23 protein-coding genes are annotated in these 23,578 nt (G+C 46.0%); 16 read left to right on the top strand and 7 right to left on the bottom strand.

What is annotated here, in order from left to right:
- The first annotated feature begins 4 nt into the window (after positions 1–4).
- Positions 5–979, top strand: coding sequence for a ribose-phosphate diphosphokinase (locus AC07KQ_RS12440; RefSeq protein WP_003567718.1), 975 nt, complete (start codon positions 5–7; stop codon positions 977–979).
- Between the two features lie 295 nt (positions 980–1,274).
- Positions 1,275–1,613 (top strand): ASCH domain-containing protein, encoded by a 339-nt coding sequence (locus AC07KQ_RS12435; protein ID WP_003567716.1) that lies wholly within the window; start codon positions 1,275–1,277, stop codon positions 1,611–1,613.
- A 158-nt stretch (positions 1,614–1,771) separates the two neighbouring features.
- Here AC07KQ_RS12435 and AC07KQ_RS12430 read toward each other — a convergent pair whose 3' ends face one another.
- Positions 1,772–2,962, bottom strand: a complete 1,191-nt coding sequence (locus tag AC07KQ_RS12430) for a hypothetical protein (RefSeq protein ID WP_003571485.1) — start codon at positions 2,960–2,962, stop codon at positions 1,772–1,774.
- A 245-nt stretch (positions 2,963–3,207) separates the two neighbouring features.
- Here AC07KQ_RS12430 and AC07KQ_RS12425 point away from each other — a divergent pair, with 245 nt between their 5' ends.
- Both AC07KQ_RS12425 and AC07KQ_RS12420 read left to right on the top strand, forming a co-directional pair.
- Complete coding sequence (locus AC07KQ_RS12425) at positions 3,208–4,557, top strand: M20 family metallopeptidase (protein ID WP_020751763.1); 1,350 nt, start codon at positions 3,208–3,210, stop codon at positions 4,555–4,557.
- Positions 4,558–4,636: 79 nt separating this feature from the next.
- Positions 4,637–5,815 carry a metal-dependent hydrolase family protein gene (locus AC07KQ_RS12420; RefSeq protein ID WP_003567710.1) on the top strand — a complete coding sequence of 393 codons (1,179 nt, stop codon included), beginning with the start codon at positions 4,637–4,639 and terminating at the stop codon, positions 5,813–5,815.
- Between the two features lie 156 nt (positions 5,816–5,971).
- Here AC07KQ_RS12420 and mscL read toward each other — a convergent pair whose 3' ends face one another.
- Both mscL and AC07KQ_RS12410 read right to left on the bottom strand, forming a co-directional pair.
- Positions 5,972–6,343: a large-conductance mechanosensitive channel protein MscL gene (gene mscL, locus AC07KQ_RS12415; protein ID WP_003571482.1), complete on the bottom strand. Its 372-nt coding sequence runs from the start codon at positions 6,341–6,343 to the stop codon at positions 5,972–5,974.
- 62 nt (positions 6,344–6,405) lie between these two features.
- Positions 6,406–7,464 (bottom strand): YdcF family protein, encoded by a 1,059-nt coding sequence (locus tag AC07KQ_RS12410; protein ID WP_003658747.1) that lies wholly within the window; start codon positions 7,462–7,464, stop codon positions 6,406–6,408.
- A gap of 71 nt (positions 7,465–7,535) precedes the next feature.
- Between AC07KQ_RS12410 and AC07KQ_RS12405 the strand changes: the two genes are divergently transcribed.
- The gene (locus tag AC07KQ_RS12405; RefSeq protein ID WP_003567704.1) at positions 7,536–7,988 is read left to right on the top strand and encodes an NUDIX hydrolase; all 453 of its coding nucleotides are present in this window, start codon (positions 7,536–7,538) and stop codon (positions 7,986–7,988) included.
- An 8-nt stretch (positions 7,989–7,996) separates the two neighbouring features.
- On the opposite strand, the gene AC07KQ_RS12400 is transcribed toward AC07KQ_RS12405, so the two are convergent.
- Together AC07KQ_RS12400 and AC07KQ_RS12395 are read right to left on the bottom strand one after the other, a co-directional pair.
- On the bottom strand, positions 7,997–9,349 hold the full coding sequence (locus AC07KQ_RS12400; protein ID WP_003567702.1) for an HD domain-containing protein: 1,353 nt from the start codon (positions 9,347–9,349) through the stop codon (positions 7,997–7,999).
- Positions 9,339–10,187, bottom strand: coding sequence for a lipoate--protein ligase family protein (locus tag AC07KQ_RS12395; RefSeq protein ID WP_003567700.1), 849 nt, complete (start codon positions 10,185–10,187; stop codon positions 9,339–9,341). The genes AC07KQ_RS12400 and AC07KQ_RS12395 overlap by 11 nt, the downstream gene beginning before the upstream one ends.
- 180 nt (positions 10,188–10,367) lie before the next feature.
- On the opposite strand from AC07KQ_RS12395, the gene AC07KQ_RS12390 reads away from it, so the two are divergent.
- From AC07KQ_RS12390 to AC07KQ_RS12365, 6 genes are all read left to right on the top strand, one after another.
- Positions 10,368–10,814: a YwiB family protein gene (locus tag AC07KQ_RS12390; RefSeq protein ID WP_003567697.1), complete on the top strand. Its 447-nt coding sequence runs from the start codon at positions 10,368–10,370 to the stop codon at positions 10,812–10,814.
- A 52-nt stretch (positions 10,815–10,866) separates the two neighbouring features.
- On the top strand, positions 10,867–11,538 hold the full coding sequence (rpoE, locus tag AC07KQ_RS12385; RefSeq protein WP_003658743.1) for a DNA-directed RNA polymerase subunit delta: 672 nt from the start codon (positions 10,867–10,869) through the stop codon (positions 11,536–11,538).
- 417 nt (positions 11,539–11,955) lie between these two features.
- Positions 11,956–12,837 (top strand): TMEM175 family protein, encoded by an 882-nt coding sequence (locus AC07KQ_RS12380; RefSeq protein ID WP_003567693.1) that lies wholly within the window; start codon positions 11,956–11,958, stop codon positions 12,835–12,837.
- Between the two features lie 239 nt (positions 12,838–13,076).
- The gene (locus AC07KQ_RS12375) at positions 13,077–14,681 is read left to right on the top strand and encodes a CTP synthase (protein WP_003567691.1); all 1,605 of its coding nucleotides are present in this window, start codon (positions 13,077–13,079) and stop codon (positions 14,679–14,681) included.
- Positions 14,682–15,316: 635 nt separating this feature from the next.
- On the top strand, positions 15,317–16,576 hold the full coding sequence (locus AC07KQ_RS12370) for a UDP-N-acetylglucosamine 1-carboxyvinyltransferase (RefSeq protein ID WP_003567689.1): 1,260 nt from the start codon (positions 15,317–15,319) through the stop codon (positions 16,574–16,576).
- A 95-nt stretch (positions 16,577–16,671) separates the two neighbouring features.
- Complete coding sequence (locus AC07KQ_RS12365) at positions 16,672–16,923, top strand: type B 50S ribosomal protein L31 (RefSeq protein ID WP_003567687.1); 252 nt, start codon at positions 16,672–16,674, stop codon at positions 16,921–16,923.
- 380 nt (positions 16,924–17,303) lie between these two features.
- On the opposite strand, the gene AC07KQ_RS12360 is transcribed toward AC07KQ_RS12365, so the two are convergent.
- A complete protein-coding gene (locus AC07KQ_RS12360; protein ID WP_003567685.1) occupies positions 17,304–17,732 on the bottom strand; it encodes a hypothetical protein in 429 nt (142 codons plus the stop codon).
- Between the two features lie 99 nt (positions 17,733–17,831).
- On the opposite strand from AC07KQ_RS12360, the gene AC07KQ_RS12355 reads away from it, so the two are divergent.
- Positions 17,832–18,509 carry a DUF2238 domain-containing protein gene (locus AC07KQ_RS12355; protein WP_003567683.1) on the top strand — a complete coding sequence of 226 codons (678 nt, stop codon included), beginning with the start codon at positions 17,832–17,834 and terminating at the stop codon, positions 18,507–18,509.
- On the opposite strand, the gene AC07KQ_RS12350 is transcribed toward AC07KQ_RS12355, so the two are convergent.
- Complete coding sequence (locus AC07KQ_RS12350) at positions 18,506–19,153, bottom strand: hypothetical protein (RefSeq protein WP_003571475.1); 648 nt, start codon at positions 19,151–19,153, stop codon at positions 18,506–18,508. The genes AC07KQ_RS12355 and AC07KQ_RS12350 overlap by 4 nt on opposite strands.
- A 379-nt stretch (positions 19,154–19,532) precedes the next feature.
- On the opposite strand from AC07KQ_RS12350, the gene AC07KQ_RS12345 reads away from it, so the two are divergent.
- The 4 genes from AC07KQ_RS12345 (at position 19,533) to cshA (ending at position 23,554) form a co-directional block, all read left to right on the top strand.
- A complete protein-coding gene (locus AC07KQ_RS12345) occupies positions 19,533–20,297 on the top strand; it encodes a hypothetical protein (protein WP_003567679.1) in 765 nt (254 codons plus the stop codon).
- 60 nt (positions 20,298–20,357) lie between these two features.
- Positions 20,358–21,746, top strand: coding sequence for a UDP-N-acetylmuramoyl-tripeptide--D-alanyl-D-alanine ligase (locus tag AC07KQ_RS12340; RefSeq protein WP_003567677.1), 1,389 nt, complete (start codon positions 20,358–20,360; stop codon positions 21,744–21,746).
- A 30-nt stretch (positions 21,747–21,776) separates the two neighbouring features.
- Positions 21,777–21,920: a hypothetical protein gene (locus AC07KQ_RS12335; RefSeq protein ID WP_003567673.1), complete on the top strand. Its 144-nt coding sequence runs from the start codon at positions 21,777–21,779 to the stop codon at positions 21,918–21,920.
- Positions 21,921–22,045: 125 nt separating this feature from the next.
- Positions 22,046–23,554 (top strand): degradosome RNA helicase CshA, encoded by a 1,509-nt coding sequence (gene cshA / locus AC07KQ_RS12330; RefSeq protein ID WP_013246091.1) that lies wholly within the window; start codon positions 22,046–22,048, stop codon positions 23,552–23,554.
- Positions 23,555–23,578: the final 24 nt, after the last annotated feature.

The raw sequence follows: 23,578 nt of genomic DNA, 5'->3' as shown, positions 1-23,578 counted from the left end.
ACATATGTCTGAGCAATACGGTGACCCGAGATTAAAGATTTTTGCTTTGAATTCGAACAAGCCGTTGGCAGAGAAAATCGCTGCCGAGGTCGGTGTGAAACTAGGAAAGTCGTCGGTTAAGCGGTTCAGCGATGGTGAAATTCAAATCAACATCGAAGAAAGTATTCGTGGGGATGATGTTTATCTCATCCAATCCACTTCCAGCCCGGTTAACGACAACTTGATGGAACTGTTGATTATGATCGATGCTTTGCGCCGCGCTTCTGCGCATACGATCAACGTGGTTATGCCTTATTACGGTTATGCCCGTCAGGATCGGAAAGCCCGTTCACGGGAACCGATCACAGCCAAGCTTGTTGCCAACATGTTAGAACGTGCCGGCGCCACACGTGTTTTGGCGCTGGACCTGCATGCCGCGCAGATTCAAGGATTTTTCGATATTCCGGTTGACCATCTTGTCGGCGCCCCATTGTTGGCAGATTATTTCTTACGGAATCACTACGATGGTGCCGACACCGTTGTCGTGTCACCTGACCATGGCGGTGTTACCCGTGCCCGAAAACTAGCAGAATTCTTGAAGGCACCGATTGCGATCATTGACAAGCGCCGTCCGCGTCCGAATGTTGCGGAAGTGATGAATATTGTTGGTAATGTTACTGGCAAACAATGTATCATCATTGATGACATGATCGACACTGCAGGCACCATTACGCTCGCTGCTCAAGCATTGAAGGATGCCGGTGCGACCGAAGTGCTCGTGGCCGCGACCCATGCCATCTTCTCTGGTCCGGCAGTTGAACGCTTGACCCACTCAGCTATTGAAAAGGTTGTTGTGACTGACTCCATTAATCTTCCAGCTGACAAGCATATGGATAAACTGGATGTGGTTTCAGTTGGTCCGCTGATGGGTCGCGCCATCATGCGGATTCAGGAAAATCGTTCCGTGACACCGTTGTTTGAAAATCGGTTTACGAAATAGTACTAAAAAAGCTGCACCTATATTCAGGTACGGCTTTTTTATTTACCTGCATCATTGGTGTTGAAGCAAATAAACGACATATAGTCGCAAGAAAGTCATATAATGTGAAAAGTAGCATAGCGACTATCGTGTAAATGATTGATTGGTGATATTGGTGACCTTTTTCTATTCCGTTCTACTGCTGGATCCACCGTTAGTTTTGTTTGCCGAGACAGTAACCAACTACTTGCATCAAACAAAGCGTCATTAGATTAACAGCCACTGAGATTAGCTGAAAAGGGGGCACAACCGGCAGATGCGAATGGGATTAGCTCACGATCAGTTTTTGTTAGTCAAACAAGGCAGCAAAACAATTGAGATCAGACTCAATGATGAAAAACGGCAACAATTAAAAGTTGGCGATACGATTGTGTTTGAAGACACCACAACGGCACAAACACAGCGCAGGACAGTAAGTGCACTGGAAAAATTCACCAGTTTTGCTGAGTTGTATCACAAATATCGAGGTCCGCAGGTAGGCAGTGCACCAACGGATTCCGAAACGAAAATGGTTGCAGATACGTATCAGCTATACACAGCATGGCAGGAAGCAAGCTTTGGTGTTTTGGCCATTCATTTACAACCAGTATTTTAATGACAACGACAAAAGCGACAGTCATCTGAAATAGATTAGATGACTGTCGCTTTTTATGTGCGTTGATGATCAATAAACCAGACTTTTGAATGCTTTCTTAGAAGTCGCCAATGACTGTCATTTTTTCAAGCTACCGGTGTAAATACTGTGCCAATTTATCAGAGCAATTTTAAGAAGATGGTGGCGATGATGACTGAGGCGACGGAAACTGTGGCAAATCCGCCAACCAGCATCTTCGGCATCATTTGTTGGGTTAAGTATTCCTCTTCATCTTCGGTTGTTGCCATCGCTCGCGCCACTTCCGAAGTCAGGATGTAGTCCGCTGGGAAGCCAAAAAGAGCTGTCAGTGAGCAAGAAAATGCCATTTGCCAAGACATACCGAATGGTTTAGCAAGTAGCCGCGATGCTAAGAACATGCCCAGAACGCCCAAGGCAATTAGGACAATGATTTGGAGGACAATACCACCAAGCACAGCTGGCGTGGTGGCACTCAGTTGACCAAAGACATAGGCGAGCAAGCCGTACATCAACCAGTTAAAGACGCCAGCCTTGTTCAAAGCATTGTCCTCAAGAAAACCGATTTGATGCGCGATAACCCCGAAGATTAAACAAACCACATTAGAATTGATGACATTGTTTGTCAATGTCCCAAACCCCATTGCAAGCAAACCGACAATTGCGACGCGGGCCATGATAAAAGCACTCGTTTGATACTTTTCAGGCAAGTTCAGCAGCTTAGGGCGATTGTCTTTCACTTCTTCAGCTCCACGGCGCATCTTGGGAACGTTCGGATCCAATTTGCTGCCATTTGCACGGAAATGACTCAGCAAGCGGCGGCTTTCTTGCTTCAACAAAACTGAAGTTAGCGGATAACCAACAACAGAATGGATAACAAACATCGCGACAGGTAAGGCTACTAGTGATGCTAAGCCTTGCGCTTTGAGGCCGTTAGACATGAGTAGGGCAGAAACAAGTCCGCCTGTTAGCGGTGGGACGGCAGCGACCACTGTTTTCCAATCAAAGATGAGTGTCCCAACCGTTAATGTCAACAGCAAGGTGCCACAAACGCCGAGCAGGGCAATACAAACAGCTTTCCACTGTGCAAGTAGTTCGCGCAGATTCATTAGCGTTCCGAGGTGAACTAACAAAAGCGCGATGCAGATGGTAATGAATCCTGGACCAAACGAGGCATTCTCAACGACGTTTTTTGGCAAGACTGTCCAGAACCCAATGACGAATAGAACTGCCGTAATGAACACGGAAGGAATAAAGGCTTTGGTGGCGGTAGCAACCCATTCGCCGAGTGTCATAAAGATCATGACAACAGCAAACGCAATTAAGAAATTCATATGTTTCCTCCATTCAAAAATAAATTAAAAAAAGATTATAATATGGAGATTACTTTAACCTTATTTGCTTGACTGTCAACAAATAATTGTACAAAATTCTCATTAAACCTATATAACTTGCTATCAATCCTTTTTAACTTAAGGATTCGGTCATTCTTTATCATGTGACTAAAATGGCAAAATAATGTTGACGCTTTTACAAATGAGCACTATATTAGCATTTAATCACACAAGGGGGTTGAGTCATGACTGAGCACGAGGCAATTGAGCAATTTGCGTTGGATTATTTACCATCCTTAGAAGACTATTTACGAATTCCGACTATTTCCGCCCAAAATAAAGGCATTCGCAAGACCGTGGACTGGGTTAAAAAGGCGTTTTCGGACCTAGACGCTGAAACCGTTGAAGAATGGCATGATCAAGGAGGCAACCCAATTGTCTTTGCAGAATTCAAGGGAAATTCTGATCAAACGATATTGTTCTATAACCATTATGACGTCCAGCCACCGGAACCCTTAGCGGAATGGCGGACCGAACCGTTTGAACCGACGATTGTGAATGGCAAGCTGTTTGCGCGAGGAGTAGCTGATGACAAGGGAGAGCTGATGTATCGACTAACCGCGCTTCGCTGGATGAAGGATCATGGCGGTTTTCCGGTCAACATGAAATTCTTTGTCGAAGGCGGTGAGGAAGTGGGCAGTCCACATGTAGGGGAGTATGTCAAAGCCCACCGTGATGAACTAACAGCCGATTCATGTATTTGGGAAACGGGTGGCAAGAATGAGGCAGATCATTTTCAAGTGATTGCTGGACTAAAGGGGATCGTTTCATTTGATCTTCATGTTAAGACCGCTGATGCTGATATTCACTCATCGTTAGCAGCCTACATCGACAATGCCGCTTGGCGTTTAGTTCGAGCATTATCCTCTTTGACGGACGAACAAAATCATATTCTTATCGATGGTTTTTATGATGATATCGAGCCATTAGATCTGGCATCACAGGCAGCAATCGATGAAATGGACTTTGATGCAGATGCGATTCGTAAAACGTATGGACTCAAGCGACCGTTTACAAGTGCCGATCCAAAGAGGGCTGTAGTGACGGCGCCGACACTGACGATCAATGGCTTATCAGCTGGTTACGAAGGCGAAGGACTTAAAACAATTATTCCAAAAGAGGCATTGGCGAAGCTTGACTGCCGGTTGCTCCCGGGGCAAGATCCTCGCCGAATTGCAAGCCTAATTCAGGCACAATTAGATAAGAATGGTTATTCTGACGTTCATTTACATTACAATCTTGGCGAAGATGCCTTTCACTCTGATTTGAATGACCCTCATCTGAAGTTAGCTAAAAGTGTGGCTGAAGAAGTTTACGGGACTGGACAAGTACGTTTTGTGCCAATGATGCCAGGAGGCGGACCGGCCAAACATTTTGTTGATGCCCTGAACTTACCGGTTATCTTGATTGGGGTGAACTATGCTGGCTCAGGTCCGCATGCGCCTAATGAAAACATTCGATTGCATGATTACCAGCAAGGGGTCGATTATTTAATTCAGTTACTAAACGCATATGCAAGACCGAGTGTGAACTAGGTGAAACGCAAGCAATATTAAAGCCCAATATCAAAGTTAGTGCATTAGCCAATAGGCAGAAAAGAATGGAGGCAGTATCATGTCAACTGTTTTTACTCATTGTTCCTTATTTACCGGTACTTCTGAAAAAGTCGTTCAAGACGCTTGGTTTGCTGTCGATGACGACGGCAAGGTTGCACAAACAGGCACTGGCCAAGCACCATCTGCAACTGAAATGGTCGATCTTGGGGGCCAGTACGTGACACCGGGATTAACCAATGTCCATACGCACATCACGCTTGACCCCACAACTGGGGATGGTGGTACCAGCAGAGGCGTTGTTGCCTCTACCGTAGGAGCCGTCGAACATCTGCATGACTTATTAAAATCTGGGGTTACATACATTCGTGAATGTGGCAGTAGTTGGGATATCGATATCGCGCTAAAAGCGATGCGAGATCAAGGTCAGTTAACCCATGTGCCTGAAATGATGCCATCGGGCAAATTCTTTTCTATGACTGGCGGTCATGGTGATATGCCAAATGCGGCGTATGTGGTTGACTCGCCAGATGAGATGCGAAAGGCCGTTCGCATAGCCTTGAAGAAAGGTGCAAAGGCAATTAAAGTAATTGCCACTGGTGGGGTCATGACCCCAAATGACTTCATGGATGATCCACAGCTAAGTGTGGCTGAAATGCATGTCGCAGTTGAGGAAGCTCATCATAAGGGACACATTGTCGCGGCACATGCTGAAGGAAATCCTGGCATTATGAATGCGATTCAAGCAGGGGTTGATTCAATCGAACACGGTTTTTATGTGACAGATGATGAAATTGACCTCATGTTGAAACAAGGGACTTATTTAACTCCCACGTTGGTGGCCGACTGGGCGATTCCTACTTTCGCCAAAGGAAAGATTCCTGATTGGGAAGTCAAAAAGGCTGCTGACGCTTTGGATGATCTTTACAAGAACATCATGAATGCTTTCCGCCGTGGTGTTCCTTTAACGCTGGGAACAGATGCTGGCACACCTTTCAATGATTTTACGATGTCGCCTGTTGAACTTGAATTAATGGTTGAACAAGGTATGACCCCGTTTGAAGCTTTTTCGACTTCTGTTAATGGCGCCAAGTTGATGGGAATTGCAGATCAATACGGTACCCTTGAGCAAGGCAAGTTCGCTGACTTTTTGGTTTTGGAAAAAGATCCGATGGCTGATGTGAAGGCTTTTCAACAAAAAGATAAACAAGTCTATCAAGGCGGTAAGCGGCAGTATTGATATACGGCTACTAAGCTTTTGGTAAAGAACCAAGTTGTCAAGCAAGCGTTAATATTCAATTATTCATATAAAAAGTGGCCTCGCGCAAATACTGCAACGAGGCCACTTTTTATATTTATGGGATAAAGCGTTGTACAAGATGATTATTTTAGGTTATTAGACCTGTTGATCTTGCTTTAACAGATCGCGAATTTCTGTTAGCAATTCTTCTTGTGTCGGACCAGCTGGTTTGGCCGGCTTTGACGGTAAAATGCGGTTAATACCTTTGACCAGCAGAAAGACTACAAAAGCAATAATCAAGAAGTTGAGCACGTCATTGATAAAATTCCCATATGTAAACTTGGCGCCCAATATCGTGAAATAAAGCCCGCTGAGGTCAGCTTTGCCCGCAAACATGGATAAAATCGGGTTGATAAGGTTTTTAGTTAAAGAGGTGACTAAACCAGTGAAGGCACTGCCGATGATGACCCCAACGGCTAAGTCTAGCACGTTACCTCGCATGATAAATTTCTGAAATTCTTTTAACATAAACAGTAACTCCCTTCAAAATTAGTATACTGAAATCAACACTTATGCTGCATCTCTGCGGCTTATCCCAGATGCCAAACCCGTAAGAATTCAGCAATCGCAATCAAGACAATGAGGCCAAATGCGACAGCATGCCGTCGCTTATATAGAACCACTAAGGCGAGGTATTCGCGAATCACCGCATTGGGTAGGAAGTAGAACGAAGTCGCGCCGCCGACACCATTGGCGGCAATGCCAGCCATGCGGGCAAAGATGCCTGCGCGAAACAAATGGTAATTATTTGTGAAAAAGCTAGCCTTATAAGGTGATTCACCAATTTCTTGAGTAATGAGACGTTTGGAAAATTGCATATTTTCCAATGTGGTGGTTGACTGATCCTCAAGAAGCGTGTCACCTTCAGGGATGCCTTTTCCTAAAGCGTATCGTTGCATGGCCATCGCTTCTGAGATGGCCTCATCGCTCCCCTTACCGCCAGAAAAAATAATTCGCGGCGCTGGTCGGCCCTTTTTGATTTGTTTGCGATAGAACTTGATCGCAGCATCGATTCGGCTCGCTAGCAACGGTGAAACTTGGTCGCCATTTAACAAACCGGCGCCCAGCACAATGAGAAATGTACGATTGTGCGGTTGCGGACGAAAGTTATACAGAATCAAAACTGTAAGAAAATTATACAACGTTAAGAGCACATAAAAGCCGCCGAGACCAAAAAAGATTGCAAGAGAGAAGTACAACGGATCAGGAATGAACCGGCGACCAAAAGAAGCAGCAATTTCGATCAGCAACAAACCAATTGCAATATATAAAGTCAGCATATTGCTCAATGAATGACCTTCACGCCGCCAAACCAGAATGGCATTCCACAACAACCAGAATAAATGCAACGCAAAGAGCAAGGCAACGATCAAAATAATGATCAGGAACAATACGCCGGTGACCGATATTAGCAACAAATTGCCTGACCTTAAAATGGCAATCGCTAACGCCACAAGAAACGTGACCGCAAAAAAATTAAACAAGACACCATTAATCAACCGTCGCGGCTCCACGGTGAAACTAAAAGCGAAGATGACACCTAATACGATCGGTATCGCAAAAACAATAAAAAGTTCCTGAGCTGACATTGGAAAGTCTCCTTGTGTAGAGGTTAAAAAATGATTAGGGTATAATGTGATTAAAAGCGGAGGTAATCAACATGATCGATCCTGTGTTTGGCCGAAAAGATCCAAAGTTAGATTATCATACCCGGATTGGCGCATATGGCGTCATACCGGATCATAGTGGCGCTCGGTTGCTGATTCTGCAGGCGCCCAACCACGCCTTATTCTTGCCGGGCGGCGGCGTCGAGGAAGGCGAAACGCCAGAAGTCACGTTGGCACGCGAACTGTTAGAAGAATTTGGGGCAACCGTTCATGTCACCCAAAAGTTGGGCAAGTCATCTGAATATTTTTACTCTCATCACCGTCAAACAGCTTACTATCATCCGGCAACTTTTTTTGCTTGTGATCAATTGGCGTTTGTACAAGATCCGCTGGAAACTTTTAATACCTTGATGTTAATGCCGATTGACCTAGCCCTCGCTGAGCTGAAACGACCGACCCACCGTTGGGCAGTTGCCAAATGGCTAGCCAATCAACCTAAGCGATAAGGCAGTCATCAATCGTTAAAGTGTGGATCAATGAGACCGCCATTCAGCAGATAATGCTGGAACTTTTCATAAATTGGCGAAAACAGGTTACTGTCTTGCGTGGCTAGCATTTCTTTTGGAAAGTAGAACCGTTTGTCACCGGTTGCCCGACCGCTAAGTGCCGCGACTAACGGTGATAGGGTGGAGAGCTCCTCAAGCGTCCCATCTTTTTGCATGATCTCGATTTGCGTTTTTGGATTTGCGGAAGCTGGGTCGTATTGGTCATATGGTAAGTCAAAACTATCATTTTCCGCTGTGTAGTAGTGCGGGTCAAAGCCGGCTGATGCTACCAAATCCCTTAAGCGTGGCAAGAGATAGGCTGTTTGGTCAGTAAAGGTCACAGACTTCAGTGGTCGGCGGTTCAAGAAGCGATCAGCAAAATCGCTTAAGATACTGTCTGGATAATCTAGCCAGTAAGTGAAGTAAGTGTTTAACACGCCATCGTCGAGTTTCAAATAGTCGGTGAGGTTAAAAGTTTGTTCAAAAAATGGCACGAGTAGCCGCGGCGAAAAGCCAGATTCAAACTGACCGGACTCATACAGGAATTTGGCACGTTTTAGCAGATGGAAAAGAATGACTTCCATGCCACGAGACACAGGGTGGAAATAAACCTGCTGGTACATCTGAAACCGACTGACAACATAATCTTCGACCGCATGCATGCCGTTGGCTTCATAAGCGATGCCATCCGAGTATGGTCGCATGACTCGCAGAATTCGCGAAAGGTCGAAGAGACCATACTTCGTGCCGGTGTAATAAGCATCGTGCAACAAATAATCCATCCGATCAGCATCAATCTGACTGGAGATCATTTGCACGACTTGCGGATTCGGATAGGTGTGGTTGATAACCGATGCGACCATCTCAGGAAATTCCGGACCGACACCACGCAGAATTTTGTTCACGTTCGTATGCGAATCCGTGAGAATTGCTCGCGTAATCGCCTCGTGATCAGTGTCGAAAATGTGCTCAAATGTATGCGAATAGGCACCATGGCCGATATCGTGCAGCAAGGCGGCACATAACACGACTGGCCGTTCGGCGTCATCCCATAGGCCATCGCCAGGTGTTTGTGTCGGATAGTTGTTGACAAAGTTGTCACACATCTCACGGGCAATTTCATAAACACCAAGTGAATGGGCAAACCTAGTATGTTCGGCGCCTTGAAAAACATAATCAGAAACGCCGAGCTGTTTAATGCGGCGTAATCGCTGAAATTCTGGGGTATTAATCAGGTCCAGAATGACGCGATGTTGCACATGGACATAATTATGAACTGGATCGCGAAAGACTTTTTCGCGAGGTAACTTTTCAAATAGCATCATGTTCTCCCATCTTTTTTAGGCTGCGATTGCGCGTGTGCAAATCGGCAGTCGCTTCTGTCAGCGCCTTATGGTAAGCTGGATCGCGCAAAAGGGTTGGCATTGAATTCATATCAGCGGCGATGCCAGTGTCAGCCAAGGCATTTAGCAAGGCGACCGTTGCTTGCTCAAGCGTTAACGATCGTCCCAGCAAGTCGCTAAGAGTCGTCATGGTTTCGGATCGAATCACGGGGAAGGTAAAATGTGAGCTGGCAGCAGCCTTGCCTTCATGATAGAATCGCCGAAGCAAGGCACAACGAGCGTCTTGATTACCGAAAATACTGCAATAAAGCATCACAACGATGCCGGCGCGATTACGGCGTTGGGCCATGCCCGCAAACTTTTGTCCGCGAACACTTAAGTCGTATTTACCGGGACAATAAGAGTGGACGATTTCAGTGGTCGCAATTGGCAGACTCGGAAACGCGGTGCGGAAAAGCTGAGTCATCAACTCGTATGCGCCGTTAATTGAAAGCTCGTCTTCATTTGGCAAAAATAGTGATACATTCAAAACCCCACGGTCTGCAATGACCGCTAAACCGCCAGAATTACGAACGAAGAAACCATAGCCATCACTTGCCAATACCCGCAATCCACGACCGAGTTGCGGCAATTTTAGATCTTGCATGCCTAGAATGACGGTTTGGTCTGCCGTCCAGAAATGCAGCATCAAAGGCGGGTGCAATTCAGGATGTGCCAATAACGCGTTAGTATGGGCAAAACTGAGCGGCGCCTCGTCTTTTGTAAAATTTTGCTGAAAAATTGCTGCCTGCTGGCCGGCCAGTGTTGTCAAGTCCATCACGCGCCTTCTTTCTATATGATAGATTACTTATATTATAACTAAGGTAACAAGCCACGTCAGTTGGAACTGCATTTTCATTGCATATCTTGCAGTAAGTGATTTGAAACATGGATAATTGTTACGACTCGACCAGTTTGACCCGTGGGCGTACAATAGCTGTTAGAAAGGATTGACATTATGGATCTTTCACAAGGAGTGCCGATTCAAATTCACCTTGAGACGTTTGTGACGCAGGGTGAGGACAATGAGACACATGTTTTTGACGAACCTGGAACGTTGGTGCAGATGGGAAACGCTTTATACATTCGTTACCAAGAAGTTGACGAAGATGCTGGGACCAGTATGCCGGTGACGATGAAGCTGCGTGAAGATGGCGATGTTCAGTTGTCGCGTGGCAGCAGCAACGGCGACACTCAGCTGAAACTGTTCTTTGCCAATGAAAAGCGCGTGCTGACGCGCTATCGCACACCGTACGGTATCATTCCGGTTGAAACGGTCACGCCACGGATTGACGTGCGCATGACAACTGAACCTGTGGCAGGTGAAGTCTACATTGAATATCAACTTTTTGCTAATAACCAGCACTTGGGTGATTATCGATTGAGATTGCAATTCAACGCCTGAGCGTGTATGATGAAAAACAGACTGTATAAACTGTGGAAAGGGCGTGTATCGGTTGAAACTCAAAGCATTTGCCAATGCCGATAAATCAGAATTATCAATGATCGAAGTAGCCCATGAGATCCTCAAAGAAAAAGGGGATACCATGGCGTTCGTTGATCTGGCCAACGAGATCCAGAATTATCTTGGTAAGCGTGACGAAGAAATTCGTGAACGTTTACCGCAATTCTACACGGATCTGAACGTGGATGGCAGTTTCATTTCTTTAGGCGATAACGTTTGGGGCCTGCGCGCTTGGTATCCATACGATTCCGTTGATGAAGAAGTTAACCATCCGGAAGATGAAGAAGAGGCACCACGTCGTAAGAAGCGTAAGAAGGTCAATGCCTTCTTAGCAGACGTTGCCGACGATGATGACGTGATCGACTATAACGATGATGATCCTGAAGATGAGGATCTCGACGCAGATAGCGATGACGACGATGATTTCGATGACGATGACTCAGGCTTCCACGACAAGGTCGGGAAGACGACTGACACAGACGATGACAGTGATGACGACCCAGATGATGGGCTGCCAGATGGTATCGAAGGTCAGCTAGCCGAATTCGGCGATGACGACAGCGACGATGATGATGATAACGATGACATCACCGCTGACTTCTCTGATGACGATGATGACGACAGCGATTCAGATGATGATGACGATAGCGACACCAAAAAGTAATGTTTGGCGAGCCGTGCCCATGTCTTGTGGGGACGGCTTTTTTTGTGTGCGCGAGCAGGCGCAATTAGCACCCGAAGTACTAGCCGATACAGGTCAACATGGATTGGTTTTGATGTTTTAGTTTTGGAGGCTCGTATATAGTTTGCTGCGTCTGTGGATATACTTTCTGAATTGGGGCTGAATAGGTTTTTGCGACTGCGAGCCTGTTATGAAGCTCATTTTAGGTCCACTAGTAGGCAAATCCTAGAAGTGGCATACTGACCAAGATGATCGTGTTTTACCGCTATTTGTGGTATCCTAAAAACCTTAAAAGTGCGAGTGTTACAAGTTGACTGCTCCTAAATGTTCTTTTACGCTTTAAGACCGTTGACAATTTTTGACAAAGCACGATACTTTCTAACAAGAGGGGGATCTACGATGATTTCAAAAGAACTTAAAACCCGGTTAGATACGTTCATTGACGCTATTCTTGCGATTATTATTACCATTATGGTCTTGGAGTTGCCTGCGCAAAGTTGGGAACATCATGCCAACATTACCAATTTCTTTTTGGCAGTTGGGGTGTATGCTGTCAGTTTCTGTTTCGTGGCGAATATTTGGTACCAGCAAGCAACTTTGTTCAGCACCGTTGATCAGATTCCACGACGAATCGTGCTTTGGGAATTCATCTTGGTTTTCCTACTGTCACTGGTGCCAGCATTGACGCGACTGATGTCAGGAGATGTTGAATCCATCTCTGTGATTATCTATGGTGCGATCTACTTTTTGGTAATTGTCGTATTTCGACTCATATCAAGGACAATCGTGCATCAACAAGCCAATGATAAAGACGAAATGCGGAAAATTTATACCAGTATTTATGGGGAGCACAACTTAGAAAATGTTATCATGATCGCTGCGATTATGATTTTAGCTATTTTTGTGCCCAAGGCAGCGTATATTTTGTACATTGCGATTCCCATCCGTTCCTTCTTTACGATCGACAATGATGCTCGTGAACTAACCGGTATCCAGCAAATGGAAACAACTGGGCAACAAGATTATTTGCGCATGAGCCATGACCAGCAAGTGAAGTTCCGCCGTTTGGTTGGCGAGTTCATTCGCGAGTCGCGCAATGCTCGAGGTAATACTGAAATTAGTCGAACAGCATGGGAAAACTTCGCGAAAGCAGCTGAAGCAGAGCTTAACATTAATCCAACAACACTCGGACATTGGTTTGCGGCTTTTCAGCAGGCAAAAAACACACATCAAAATGGTGCACCCTATCGTCAGGGACGACCGAGAAAAGTCCATGATTAAAGGATTTATAGCGGAAGCAGAAAGCTGACTTTAAGGCTGTCTTTGAGACGTGATGTTATTTATGATTATTTGGGACATTTCACACTTAAGTTTTAGGCCTTGACGTCTTTGCCACAATTAGTTAATATACAGCTTGGGCGCTTTACAAAATGTAAAGCCAATACGGTTCAAGCTCCCTGTTCGTATGAATAGGGAGCTTGTTTTTGTTTTTTCCCGATTATTAAAAAAGGAGACTGGCTATGACCAAGTATATTTTTGTTACCGGTGGGGTCGTATCGTCATTGGGTAAAGGGATTGTTGCGGCATCCTTAGGTCGTTTGTTAAAGAATCGCGGTTTGAAGATCACCATTCAAAAATTCGACCCTTATATCAATGTCGATCCTGGGACGATGAACCCTTATCAACATGGTGAAGTGTTCGTTACCGACGATGGCGCGGAGACCGACCTCGACCTTGGCCATTATGAACGGTTTATTGACATCAACCTGAATAAGTACAGCAACGTCACAACCGGGAAAATTTATTCTGAAGTTCTGCAACGTGAACGCCGCGGTGAATACCTCGGTGCGACCGTTCAAGTGATCCCCCACATTACCAACATGATCAAAGAGAAGATCATGCGGGCCGCAAAGCATAGCGACTCCGATGTGATTATCACGGAAATCGGCGGTACGGTTGGCGATATCGAATCATTGCCATTCCTTGAAGCCATTCGCCAAATGAAGCGTGATGTTGGTTCGGAAAATGTTTTCTATATTCATGCCAGCCTTGTACCATACTTGCGCGCGGCCGATGAAATGAAGACGAAACCAACTCAGCACAGTGTTAAGGAATTGCGTAGTATTGGGATTCAGCCGAATATGCTCGTTGTCCGGACTGAAAAACCGATCACGGAAGATATGAAGAAGAAAATTGCGCTTTTCACTGATGTTCCGGAAAATGCGGTCATCGAATCACGCGATGCAAAGACGCTTTATTCAATTCCGCTGGCATTACAAGCGCAAGGCATGGATCAGATTGTGGTCGATCATTTCGGCTTTGATGTGCCTGATGCCGACATGCGTGCTTGGACGCAGCTTGAGCATAAAGTTCAGCATTTGACCCATACCACTAAGATTGCCTTGGTTGGTAAATACGTCGCTTTGAAAGATGCTTATATTTCTGTTGCCGAGGCGTTGAAGCATGCGGGCTACTATTGGGACTCTGATATTGATCTGCAAATGTTCCAAGCTGAAGATGTCAATGACGATAACGTTGAAAGCTTGTTGCAAGGCTTTGATGGGATTCTTGTTCCGGGCGGATTCGGTGACCGTGGATTGGAAGGCAAAATTGCCGCGATTCGCTATGCGCGGGAAAACGATATTCCATTCCTTGGCATTTGCTTAGGTATGCAGATGGCCTCAGTCGAATTTGCGCGTGATGTGCTGGGCCTGAAAGATGCTGGTACAACTGAGACGCAACCTGATATCAAGGACCCGATCATTGACCTGATGCGTGATCAAGTGGGTGTCAAAAATCTTGGCGGTACCTTGCGACTTGGCCTTTATCCATGTGTTCTGAAGCCAGGTTCCGTTGCAGCGAAGGCTTATGACAATGCCCATGAAATTCAAAAGCGTCATCGTCATCGTTACGAATTCAACACCAAGTATCGTCAGGCAATGGAAGACCACGGATTGGTATTTTCCGGTGTCAGCCCAGACAACCGCTTGATGGAAATTATTGAATATCCGAAGAACAAGTTCTTCGTTGCCCCACAATATCACCCAGAATTCCAATCGCGGCCAAACAAGCCGGAGGGATTATTCAAAGCCTTCATTCAGGCAGCAGGCGATTTTAAAGCTTAATAGCAGGTTTCATTGATTTATAAAGGCCGTCCTGAGGTATCATTACTTTGGGACGGCTTTTTTGGCAGATGAAGCACTTGGGGGCAGCTCAGGTTCTTAAACGCGTTCGCTGGCGCAGAAAACTGCATGTAAGGACCTTGACAGCAATGACCAAAGAGCGACCATCACGACCAAGGCCACTTACATTCCGGTTTCTAATCGCGCCAGTTCGCGCTCTTGCTTAAACGCGCTCGCTGGCGCAGAAAACTGCATGTAAGGACCATGGCCGCAATGGTCAAAGAGCGACCATCACGACCAAGGCCACTTACATGCCGGTTTCTAATCGCACCAGTTCGCGCTCTTGCTTAAACGCGCTCGCTGGCGCAGAAACCTGCATGTAAGGACCATGGCCGCAATGGTCAAAGAGCGACCATCACGGCCAAGGCCACTTACATTCCGGTTTCTAATCGCGCCAGTTCGCGCTCTGTTCTTTTAGTCCTTGTTTTTTCCCATAGAATTCATTAAACTTGTATGTTGAGTGCATGATGAGTTTGTTGTGCCTCGCCTACCAGAAATCGCAGTTTATTTTGAAGCATAGATGCAGGCCAGCTTCAGCCTATTTGAAATGAACGACCTTTAAGTGAGGATTTAACTCAATGGAAAAAATGCTGATCCACGGCGGGAAGAAATTATCCGGTGAAGTTGTGATCGGCGGCGCGAAGAACAGTACCGTTGCCTTGATTCCGGCGGCGATTTTGTCACGCACCCCGGTCACACTTGATTCAGTTCCACATATTCAGGATGTCTATAATTTGATGGCGATTCTGGATGACATGAATGTCAAATCGGATTTTACTGAGAACGTCCTAACGATTGATCCAACTGAAATTAACGATGTCCCCCTGCCAAATGGCAAAATAAAAAGTTTGCGCGCTTCCTATTACTTCATGGGAGCGTTATTAGGGCGGTTTGGTAAAGCAATTGTCGGCTTGCCCGGCGGTGATGATATTGGACCACGACCGATTGATCAGCACATAAAAGGGTTCGAGGCACTGGGGGCTTCCGTCAGCAATGAACACGGCGCGATGGCCATCAAGGCACCAGCTGAAGGCTTGCACGGTGCACGCATCTTTTTGGATATGGTGTCCGTCGGTGCTACGATCAATGTCATTTTGGCTGCGGTAACAGCAAGAGGCCGGACCGTGATCGAAAATGCTGCCAAGGAACCAGAAATTATCGACTTAGCCACGTATCTGAATAATATGGGGGCTAAGGTTCGTGGCGCTGGTACCGATGTGATTCGGATTGACGGCGTGCCAACCCTTGAAGCACACAACTCACATACCATCATCCCTGATCGAATTGAAGCGGGGACTTATTTGGCGATGGCGGCAGCGATCGGCGAAGGTGTGAAAGTCAAAAATATTATTTCTGAACATTTAGATGCCTTTTTAGCTAAATTAGAGGAAATGGGTGTCGTCATGGATGTCGGTGAGGACAGTATCTTCGTTTACCCGTCTGGTGATTTGAAAATGGTTCAGATTAAAACCATGCCTTATCCAGGATTTGCAACTGATTTGCAGCAACCCATCACGCCGCTAATGCTGAAAGCTCATGGCGAGGGCTTGATCATCGATACCATTTATCCTAAACGAGTTCGGCATATTCCTGAGTTGTTGCGAATGGGCGCGGATATTACTATTGAAAATGACGTCATTATTTTGCATCATTGCGATCATTTGCAAGGCACTGAAGTTGCAGCTGAAGAAATTCGCGCAGGTGCTTGCTTAATGATTGCCGGTTTAATGGCGGAAGGCACGACAACGATTACCAAAGTTGATAATATCTTGCGTGGTTATGATCGTGTCGTCATGAAATTACGTGGCCTCGGCGCAGATGTTGAGTTGATTGATTGAGATTGCGTTTGAACCATGACCGTGATAGACTATTAGAGTTGTTGTAAGAGTATCTCTAGATCAGGCAATGATTTAGGGCAAAAGGAGTAATCATTATGAAGCAAGGCATCCATCCAGATTATCATCCAGTTGTCTTTATGGATTCAGCAACTGGTTTCAAATTTATCTCAGGTTCCACCAAAACTTCAAAAGAAACCGTTAAGTGGGAAGACGGCAAGGAATACCCATTAGTCCGGGTTGAAATTTCATCCGACTCCCATCCCTTCTACACCGGTAAGCAGAAATTCACTCAGGCCGATGGTCGGGTTGATCGTTTCAACAAGAAGTATGGTTTGGACAAGAAATAAACCCAAAACAGCCAATAGGGCTGTTTTTTTGTAGTTAAAACTTATGAATATATAAGCGGATTTATAAAATGAACAGAATTGTTGTTGAAAATGGAACCACCTAAGAGTTAGTGAATTGCTATACTTAGGTCAATAAGGCAGATGTATTTCAGCCTTAAGCTTACACATTAACTTACACTCCCAAAAAAGTTCCCCCAAACTTTTCCACCCTCGTGGTGGTTTTTTTGTTGAGCAAGAAAAGGTCTCTTTAGTTGCGTTGTGCCTTTTCTCACGTTTCAGAGGCTATCAGCGCTTTGTCATTATCTGCACGATCATCAGTTTGACGCATCACAAGCGACCAAAAAGGCAGCCGCAATCCGGCTGCCTTTTGACATCAAAAATCATTTCGCTTTTGGCATCACATTATCAATCAAATCTTCTACCTCTGGGCCGGACAGAATTTGTTGTTCAAGCTTAAGGTTTTGGACCACTTTACCATCACGAATGATAATGAGGTAGGAATCCTTGTAACCATCATTTAAATAAACGAAGGTAATCCCTGACTCAACGATGACCTGTGCTGATGCAGCACCACCCATAATCGGGTCAGCGCTGGCATCACTGTAAAAGCTGATGGTCCGTTCTGGATCAGGATCATTCAACAAGGTGAGCTCAAATTCTAACTTGGTTGCTGTGTGCTCAGTGTCAAAATTTGCGTCATGTGTGAGATCATTGACATAATAGGGAAAGTCAAAAGCTTTAGCGACATCTTTCACGACAAATTGACTCATAGTGACGAGTTGATCTTCAGGTAATGTTTTGATCGGCATAGATAACACCTCCTATCTTTGAGTCTACACCAAGCGCTTACAAAGAGGTAGTAAATGACTTGCCGCGTCATGTTACATTAAAGAAAAGGGGCAAAAACAATGACAAAACGATCTAACTTTTTATACTGGCTGAATGTCGGTGGCGACCTGCTTTACTTATTGATTGTTGGTGGCCTTTATATCAGCGGCCGCTCGTTATTTCACGGTCAGATGATGTTATTGGCGCAGGTTGCGTCCGGTATATTGATTGTCAGCTTACCGCGATTGATGGAGCGGTGGTGGCATTTTAGATTTCCACCGGTTTTAATTTACTTATTCGAGATCTTTATTCTTTTAAGCGTTTTACTGGGGACAGGATTGCAATGCTACAGTGTGCCTTATTGGGATAAGTTTGAACATTTATTCAGTGCCGCGATGCTCGCCGGTTTAGGATTTGCTATTTTTGCGGCATTGACCCCGCAAAAACGGTTGACATCAACAAGCCCGTTGCTGATGGCCTTGTTTGCACTAGCTTTTGGCACCACCATCGGCGTGCTCTGGGAATTTTATGAGTTCACCTTTGATGGGTTGTTAGGATTGAATATGCAGCGGTACATGGCGACTGGCGGCGAGCTACTGCGTGGCCGGGCGGCATTAATGGATACGATGGGTGATTTGTTTATGGACTTCTTTGGTTCGTTGGGACTTGCTTTGTTTGGTTATTTTGGAATCAAACGGGATCTACGTTGGTTGGACACCTTCGCATTCCAACCTGACCATAAGTCGGTTAACCATTAGCCGAATACATGCTGCAGTGTCAGCGTGTCGTTGGGTGTGAGGAAGTTGGGCTGGTAACGGGTGAGAAAATGAAATTCTTCCATCCCGACTTGCCGCTTAGCTTCCTCTTTTGATTGGGCGAGCCATCGCAGCCATGGGCCAATTGCTTGGCCGGCCATGAATTCGCGCGCGTAATCAAACAGCGCTGGCCATTCAGCCGCTGTCGCGATGACGGCCATATGTCCAAAAATCTGCGGATCGACTGAAATTTCTGGCAACTTTGCTTCATGAGGCTGCAATTGCTTCATGAAAGCTGGCAAATCCATCGCCACTGTCAGCCACTGGTCGACTTCGGTATCAATATAGCGAATCTGGCGTGGCTCCTGCTGGAGATCGAAGCCAAAATATTGGTGCCCGGTTTTGGCAAATGGCAAAAAATGTGCTGGCAAATCGCTTGAAGTCATGGCTGGGCCAACAGTTGCAAAGGCGTGGATACCCACGCCGTCAATGGCATCACTCGTCGGCTCCTTAGTCGGAAGCCACCAATTCATCGGTAAAATACCTGTTTGAATGAGCTTAAAATAAGCAGGCGGAATGGCTGCTGTTTTTGGAATCGTTGGCAAATCAGGACGAGGGATAAGATTAGGCCATGGTTGTAACATCATAGGTCACCCTTTCTTAGATAGAATGAGGAGAGCTAGCGCAGAAACCGGGTTGACTTACGCTCTGATTGAAACGCGTTCGCTGGCGCAGAAACCTGCGTGTAAGGACCTTGGTCGCAATGGCTAAAGCCCGGCCATCACGACCAAGGCCACTTGCACTCCGGTTTCTAACCGCGCCAACTCACGCTCTGATTGAAACGCGTTCGCCAACCCAGAAACCTGCACATAAGGACCTTGAACGCAATGGCCAAGGCCCAGCCATCACGTTCAAGGCCGCTTATGCTCCGGTTTCTAAGCGGGTTGGCTCACGCTCTTAATCTTAACGCATGCCATGCCGTGAAAGTCGTATAATTAAGTCGGGAGTATTGAAGGGGTTTTAAACGTGCGAAATGCGATGATTTATGTTCGCCATGAACCGTTGGCGCATTTGTTTTTGACATATGGCATTTCAGCAAGTGATTTGCTGAGCGACCATCTAAAAGTACCGAAGCATCTGTTATTGCTGCCCCCTGTGGATGAGCAGGAACAGATAGATCCGCATACTTGGTTCAATATTATCGACGGCGCGGATCAGGTTCAGGACTTTTTGCGGAGTAAAGCGGGTCAGACGCGTTGCTGGCTAGATTATTCAAGCCCGCGATTTTTGCAGGAACTCACGCCTAACGAGATTGCGGAACTGCTATACTTAGGACATGCCAAAACGCATTTAAGTTCGCCATTTTACTACAAATTGAAAAACGAGTTGGTTTACCTGCCATTGCGAAACGGTATGGTGAATATGTATCTGCGTAACGAATCTTTATTTGCGACCTTCTTAGCAAACGCCATTAACAAGTATATGCGGCGAATTGCTAATGAGGAACCATTTTGGTTACGCTTACGGCAACAGCACTTTTCTCGCGTGTCACATGCCGTCTATACACAGTTTTTACCATTATTGGAAGATGGCGTGGTATTTGATTTCCGGAACGTCCGGTTTTCTCGTGAAAAAATCAGTGTGCCACTTTTGGCACCGAAAGCTCGGTTCGTTCCTGATGGTATCTTGACGGATACAGATGTCCGGCGATTGGGAATGCTTGTTTTGATGCGGCAAAAGAATCAGTGGATGATGATTGATGATGCTGCATCTGCCGATCATCGCCAATAATGGACTGTTTTAACCTGTTCTTAAACAGGATGAAGTTGAAGAATTGGAGTCGAATTAATTATGAAGATGACATTGGCAGAGATTGCGCGAGTTGTGAAAGCTCAACCGCTCTCTGAAGCAGACGGGTCGCATGTGGTGACCGGACTGGCTTTTGATTCACGCAAATTGAAGCCGGGTATGCTGTTTGTGCCGTTACGCGGTGAACGTGATGGTCACGAATTTATTCCGGCGGCTGCTACGGCTGGCGCAGTGGCGACATTTGTTGCAGCTGATCATTTACCTGTCACCACCAAGCTGATTACGCTGGTGGTGCCGGATCCGTTGAAAGCGATGCAACAATTGGCACAATATTATCTGTTGATGAAAGTGAATCCCAAAGTGGTGGCGATCACCGGCAGCAATGGCAAAACGACAACGAAGGACATGACCGCTGCGATCTTGGCCACACAATATCACGTCGTTAAAACCCCTGATAACTATAATAATGAAATCGGCGTGCCAATGACTATTCTCAGCATGGAACCCAATACCGAAGTCTTGGTTCTTGAGATGGGGATGGATCGGCCAGGGCAATTACATGCACTGTCAACCTTAGCTGAACCGGATGTGGCCGTGATTACGATGATCGGGGAAGCACATATTGAATTTTTCAAGACCCGGGATAAAATTGCCGATGCCAAAATGGAAATCACTGATGGCCTAAAGGATGATGGTACGTTTATTTTTAATGGTGACGAACCATTGTTGCAGGAACGGGCGAAGAAGATCACGCAGGAGCGCGAAACTTTTGGCTTGCATCCTGAAAATACGATATTTGCCCATTCAATCAGCGGGCATCGTAACCACACTGAGTTCACAGTTGAAGCTTGGCCTGATCTGACGTTCTCGATTCCGATTATGGGTGAATATAATGTTGTCAATGCGTTAGCAGCCTTGTTAGTTGGCCGCAAATTCCATGTCAAACCCGAAATCATGCAAAAGGCATTGGCTCATTTTCAGGTGACGGCTAACCGGACACAGTGGTTGATCGGGGATGTGGGTGAACAGATTCTAAGCGATGTTTATAACGCCAACCCGACCGCGATGAAAGCCGTCATTCATGATTTTAGCGAATTTACGGCAACTGGCCGTCACATTGCAGTGCTAGGGGACATGCTGGAGCTTGGTGAACAAAGTCCCGCGTTGCATGCAGGTCTGGCAGAGGCACTCGATCCTAAGGAAGTGCAGGTTGTTTATCTATACGGTAGCGATATGAAAGCACTTGCCGATGCATTGGCAGCAAAATATCCAGCCGATCAGTTGCACTATTATCCGCTTGATGACAAGGAACAGATGACGCGCGACTTACAAAACGATGTTAACCATGACGATATGGTTTTGTTGAAAGCGAGTCACGGATTGCATCTGGAAACCGTTTTGTCAGCTTTGGTCGCTGGTGGTCGTGCTTAATACTAGCGTTGTAAGCATAAAGGCCGTTCCATGAAAATGAAACGGCTTTTAGCATGTTTTGACGGTTTTTATTCTTTTAAAAATGTCAGTTTAGGCTTAAATAAGTATGTGTTGACTGAAGCTTTTGGTGATTATGCAAGACTTGGCCGAATCTCGGCACTTGTTTTTTTATAGTGAGCATGATACTATTGTTCGGATATGTTTTTTTGTCATTTACTGAAAATGCACGTGATGCCCGCGGATTCCTTTGAAAACACGCTTGGGTAAACGCGTGCAGGAATTCTCAAGGAGGAACTCATTTGAAGTTTAAAGAACTAGGTTTGGATTATGATCTCTTAAAGGCAATCGCCCAGTCAGGTTTTGAGGAAGCGACGCCGATTCAAGCGGAGACGATCCCACTGGTTCTGGCAGGCAAAGATGTGATCGGTCAAGCACAGACCGGTACCGGGAAAACGGCAGCGTTTGGCTTGCCGATCCTGCAAAACATCGATAAGGCTGACCGGAGTATCCAAGCATTGGTCATTTCCCCAACTCGGGAATTGGCGATTCAGACCCAAGAAGAACTTTATCGTTTAGGCCAAGATAAGAAAATCAAGGTCCAGGCAGTTTACGGCGGTGCCGACATTCGCCGGCAAATTCGCCAATTATCAGAACACCCGCAAATTGTGGTGGGGACACCAGGTCGAATCCTTGACCATATTGGCCGTCACACCCTGAAGTTGCAAAATCTTAAAGTCTTGGTATTAGACGAAGCAGATGAAATGCTCGACATGGGCTTCATCGATGACATTGAAAAGATTGTTGAACAAATGCCAACCGCACGTCAGACTTTGCTGTTTTCTGCAACGATTCCTGCTTCCATCATGCGTTTGACCAATAAGTTCATGCATGAACCGGTCACCGTTAAGATTAAGGCAAAGGAACTCACAGCCGATACCGTTGAACAGTATTATGTCCGTGCAAAAGACTACGAAAAGTTCGATGTCATGACTCGTCTGTTCGATGTTCAAGACCCAGACTTGGCTTTGATCTTTGGTCGGACCAAGCGTCGTGTTGATGAACTAACCCGTGGTCTAAAGGCGCGTGGTTATCGGGCAGAAGGCATTCATGGTGACTTGACACAGCAAAAACGGATGAGCGTTTTGCGCCAGTTCAAGAGTGGCCAATTGGACTTCCTAGTGGCTACTGATGTCGCCGCTCGTGGTCTGGATATTTCCGGTGTCACCCATGTTTACAACTATGACATTCCGCAAGATCCTGATTCCTATGTTCATCGTATCGGCCGGACCGGTCGTGCAGGTCACAAGGGTGTTTCCGTCACCTTCGTCACCCCAAACGAAATCGAATATTTGCACACGATCGAAGACTTGACCAAGAAGCGGATGCTGCCGATGAAACCACCAACAGCAGAAGAAGCATTGATGGGCCAGATCTCCAGCGGTTTAGAAACGATCAAGGCACAAGTCGAAGCTAACGATACTGAAAAGTACGAAGCTATGGCTGAATCCTTGTTGGAAAACTATACCCCGTTACAGTTGGTTTCCGCTTATCTTAAAGCAGTCAGCCCGGATGATGCCAGTGCCGTTCCGGTTAAAATCACGCCAGAACGTCCGCTGCCACATCGCGGTCGCAGCAATCACGGTCACGGCAATAATCGTGGTGGTTATAAAGGCGGTTACAAGGGTAAGCGTCGCGAAGGCGGCTATCAAGGCAATCGTGATAATAAGCGCAGTTACGACAAAAAACGCAACTTCAGCGATAAACGCAAGAATGTTAAGCGTAGTTTCAAAATCCGTAATGGCGAATGATTTTTAATTAAAGCGTTCAAAAGG

This window comes from Lacticaseibacillus sp. YLM2-1, assembly GCF_056583465.1.
Note: the sequence above shows the minus strand (reverse complement) of the source record. Positions and strands in the feature narration are given on the sequence as shown.

Coding starts and splice junctions, on each gene's coding strand:
- AC07KQ_RS12440 (WP_003567718.1), top strand. CDS start 5: ATGTCTGAGCAATACGGTGACCCGAGATTAAAGATTTTTGCTTTGAAT.
- AC07KQ_RS12435 (WP_003567716.1), top strand. CDS start 1,275: ATGCGAATGGGATTAGCTCACGATCAGTTTTTGTTAGTCAAACAAGGC.
- AC07KQ_RS12430 (WP_003571485.1), bottom strand. CDS start 2,962: ATGAATTTCTTAATTGCGTTTGCTGTTGTCATGATCTTTATGACACTC.
- AC07KQ_RS12425 (WP_020751763.1), top strand. CDS start 3,208: ATGACTGAGCACGAGGCAATTGAGCAATTTGCGTTGGATTATTTACCA.
- AC07KQ_RS12420 (WP_003567710.1), top strand. CDS start 4,637: ATGTCAACTGTTTTTACTCATTGTTCCTTATTTACCGGTACTTCTGAA.
- mscL (WP_003571482.1), bottom strand. CDS start 6,343: ATGTTAAAAGAATTTCAGAAATTTATCATGCGAGGTAACGTGCTAGAC.
- AC07KQ_RS12410 (WP_003658747.1), bottom strand. CDS start 7,464: ATGTCAGCTCAGGAACTTTTTATTGTTTTTGCGATACCGATCGTATTA.
- AC07KQ_RS12405 (WP_003567704.1), top strand. CDS start 7,536: ATGATCGATCCTGTGTTTGGCCGAAAAGATCCAAAGTTAGATTATCAT.
- AC07KQ_RS12400 (WP_003567702.1), bottom strand. CDS start 9,349: ATGCTATTTGAAAAGTTACCTCGCGAAAAAGTCTTTCGCGATCCAGTT.
- AC07KQ_RS12395 (WP_003567700.1), bottom strand. CDS start 10,187: ATGGACTTGACAACACTGGCCGGCCAGCAGGCAGCAATTTTTCAGCAA.
- AC07KQ_RS12390 (WP_003567697.1), top strand. CDS start 10,368: ATGGATCTTTCACAAGGAGTGCCGATTCAAATTCACCTTGAGACGTTT.
- AC07KQ_RS12380 (WP_003567693.1), top strand. CDS start 11,956: ATGATTTCAAAAGAACTTAAAACCCGGTTAGATACGTTCATTGACGCT.
- AC07KQ_RS12375 (WP_003567691.1), top strand. CDS start 13,077: ATGACCAAGTATATTTTTGTTACCGGTGGGGTCGTATCGTCATTGGGT.
- AC07KQ_RS12370 (WP_003567689.1), top strand. CDS start 15,317: ATGGAAAAAATGCTGATCCACGGCGGGAAGAAATTATCCGGTGAAGTT.
- AC07KQ_RS12365 (WP_003567687.1), top strand. CDS start 16,672: ATGAAGCAAGGCATCCATCCAGATTATCATCCAGTTGTCTTTATGGAT.
- AC07KQ_RS12360 (WP_003567685.1), bottom strand. CDS start 17,732: ATGCCGATCAAAACATTACCTGAAGATCAACTCGTCACTATGAGTCAA.
- AC07KQ_RS12355 (WP_003567683.1), top strand. CDS start 17,832: ATGACAAAACGATCTAACTTTTTATACTGGCTGAATGTCGGTGGCGAC.
- AC07KQ_RS12350 (WP_003571475.1), bottom strand. CDS start 19,153: ATGATGTTACAACCATGGCCTAATCTTATCCCTCGTCCTGATTTGCCA.
- AC07KQ_RS12340 (WP_003567677.1), top strand. CDS start 20,358: ATGAAGATGACATTGGCAGAGATTGCGCGAGTTGTGAAAGCTCAACCG.
- AC07KQ_RS12335 (WP_003567673.1), top strand. CDS start 21,777: ATGAAAATGAAACGGCTTTTAGCATGTTTTGACGGTTTTTATTCTTTT.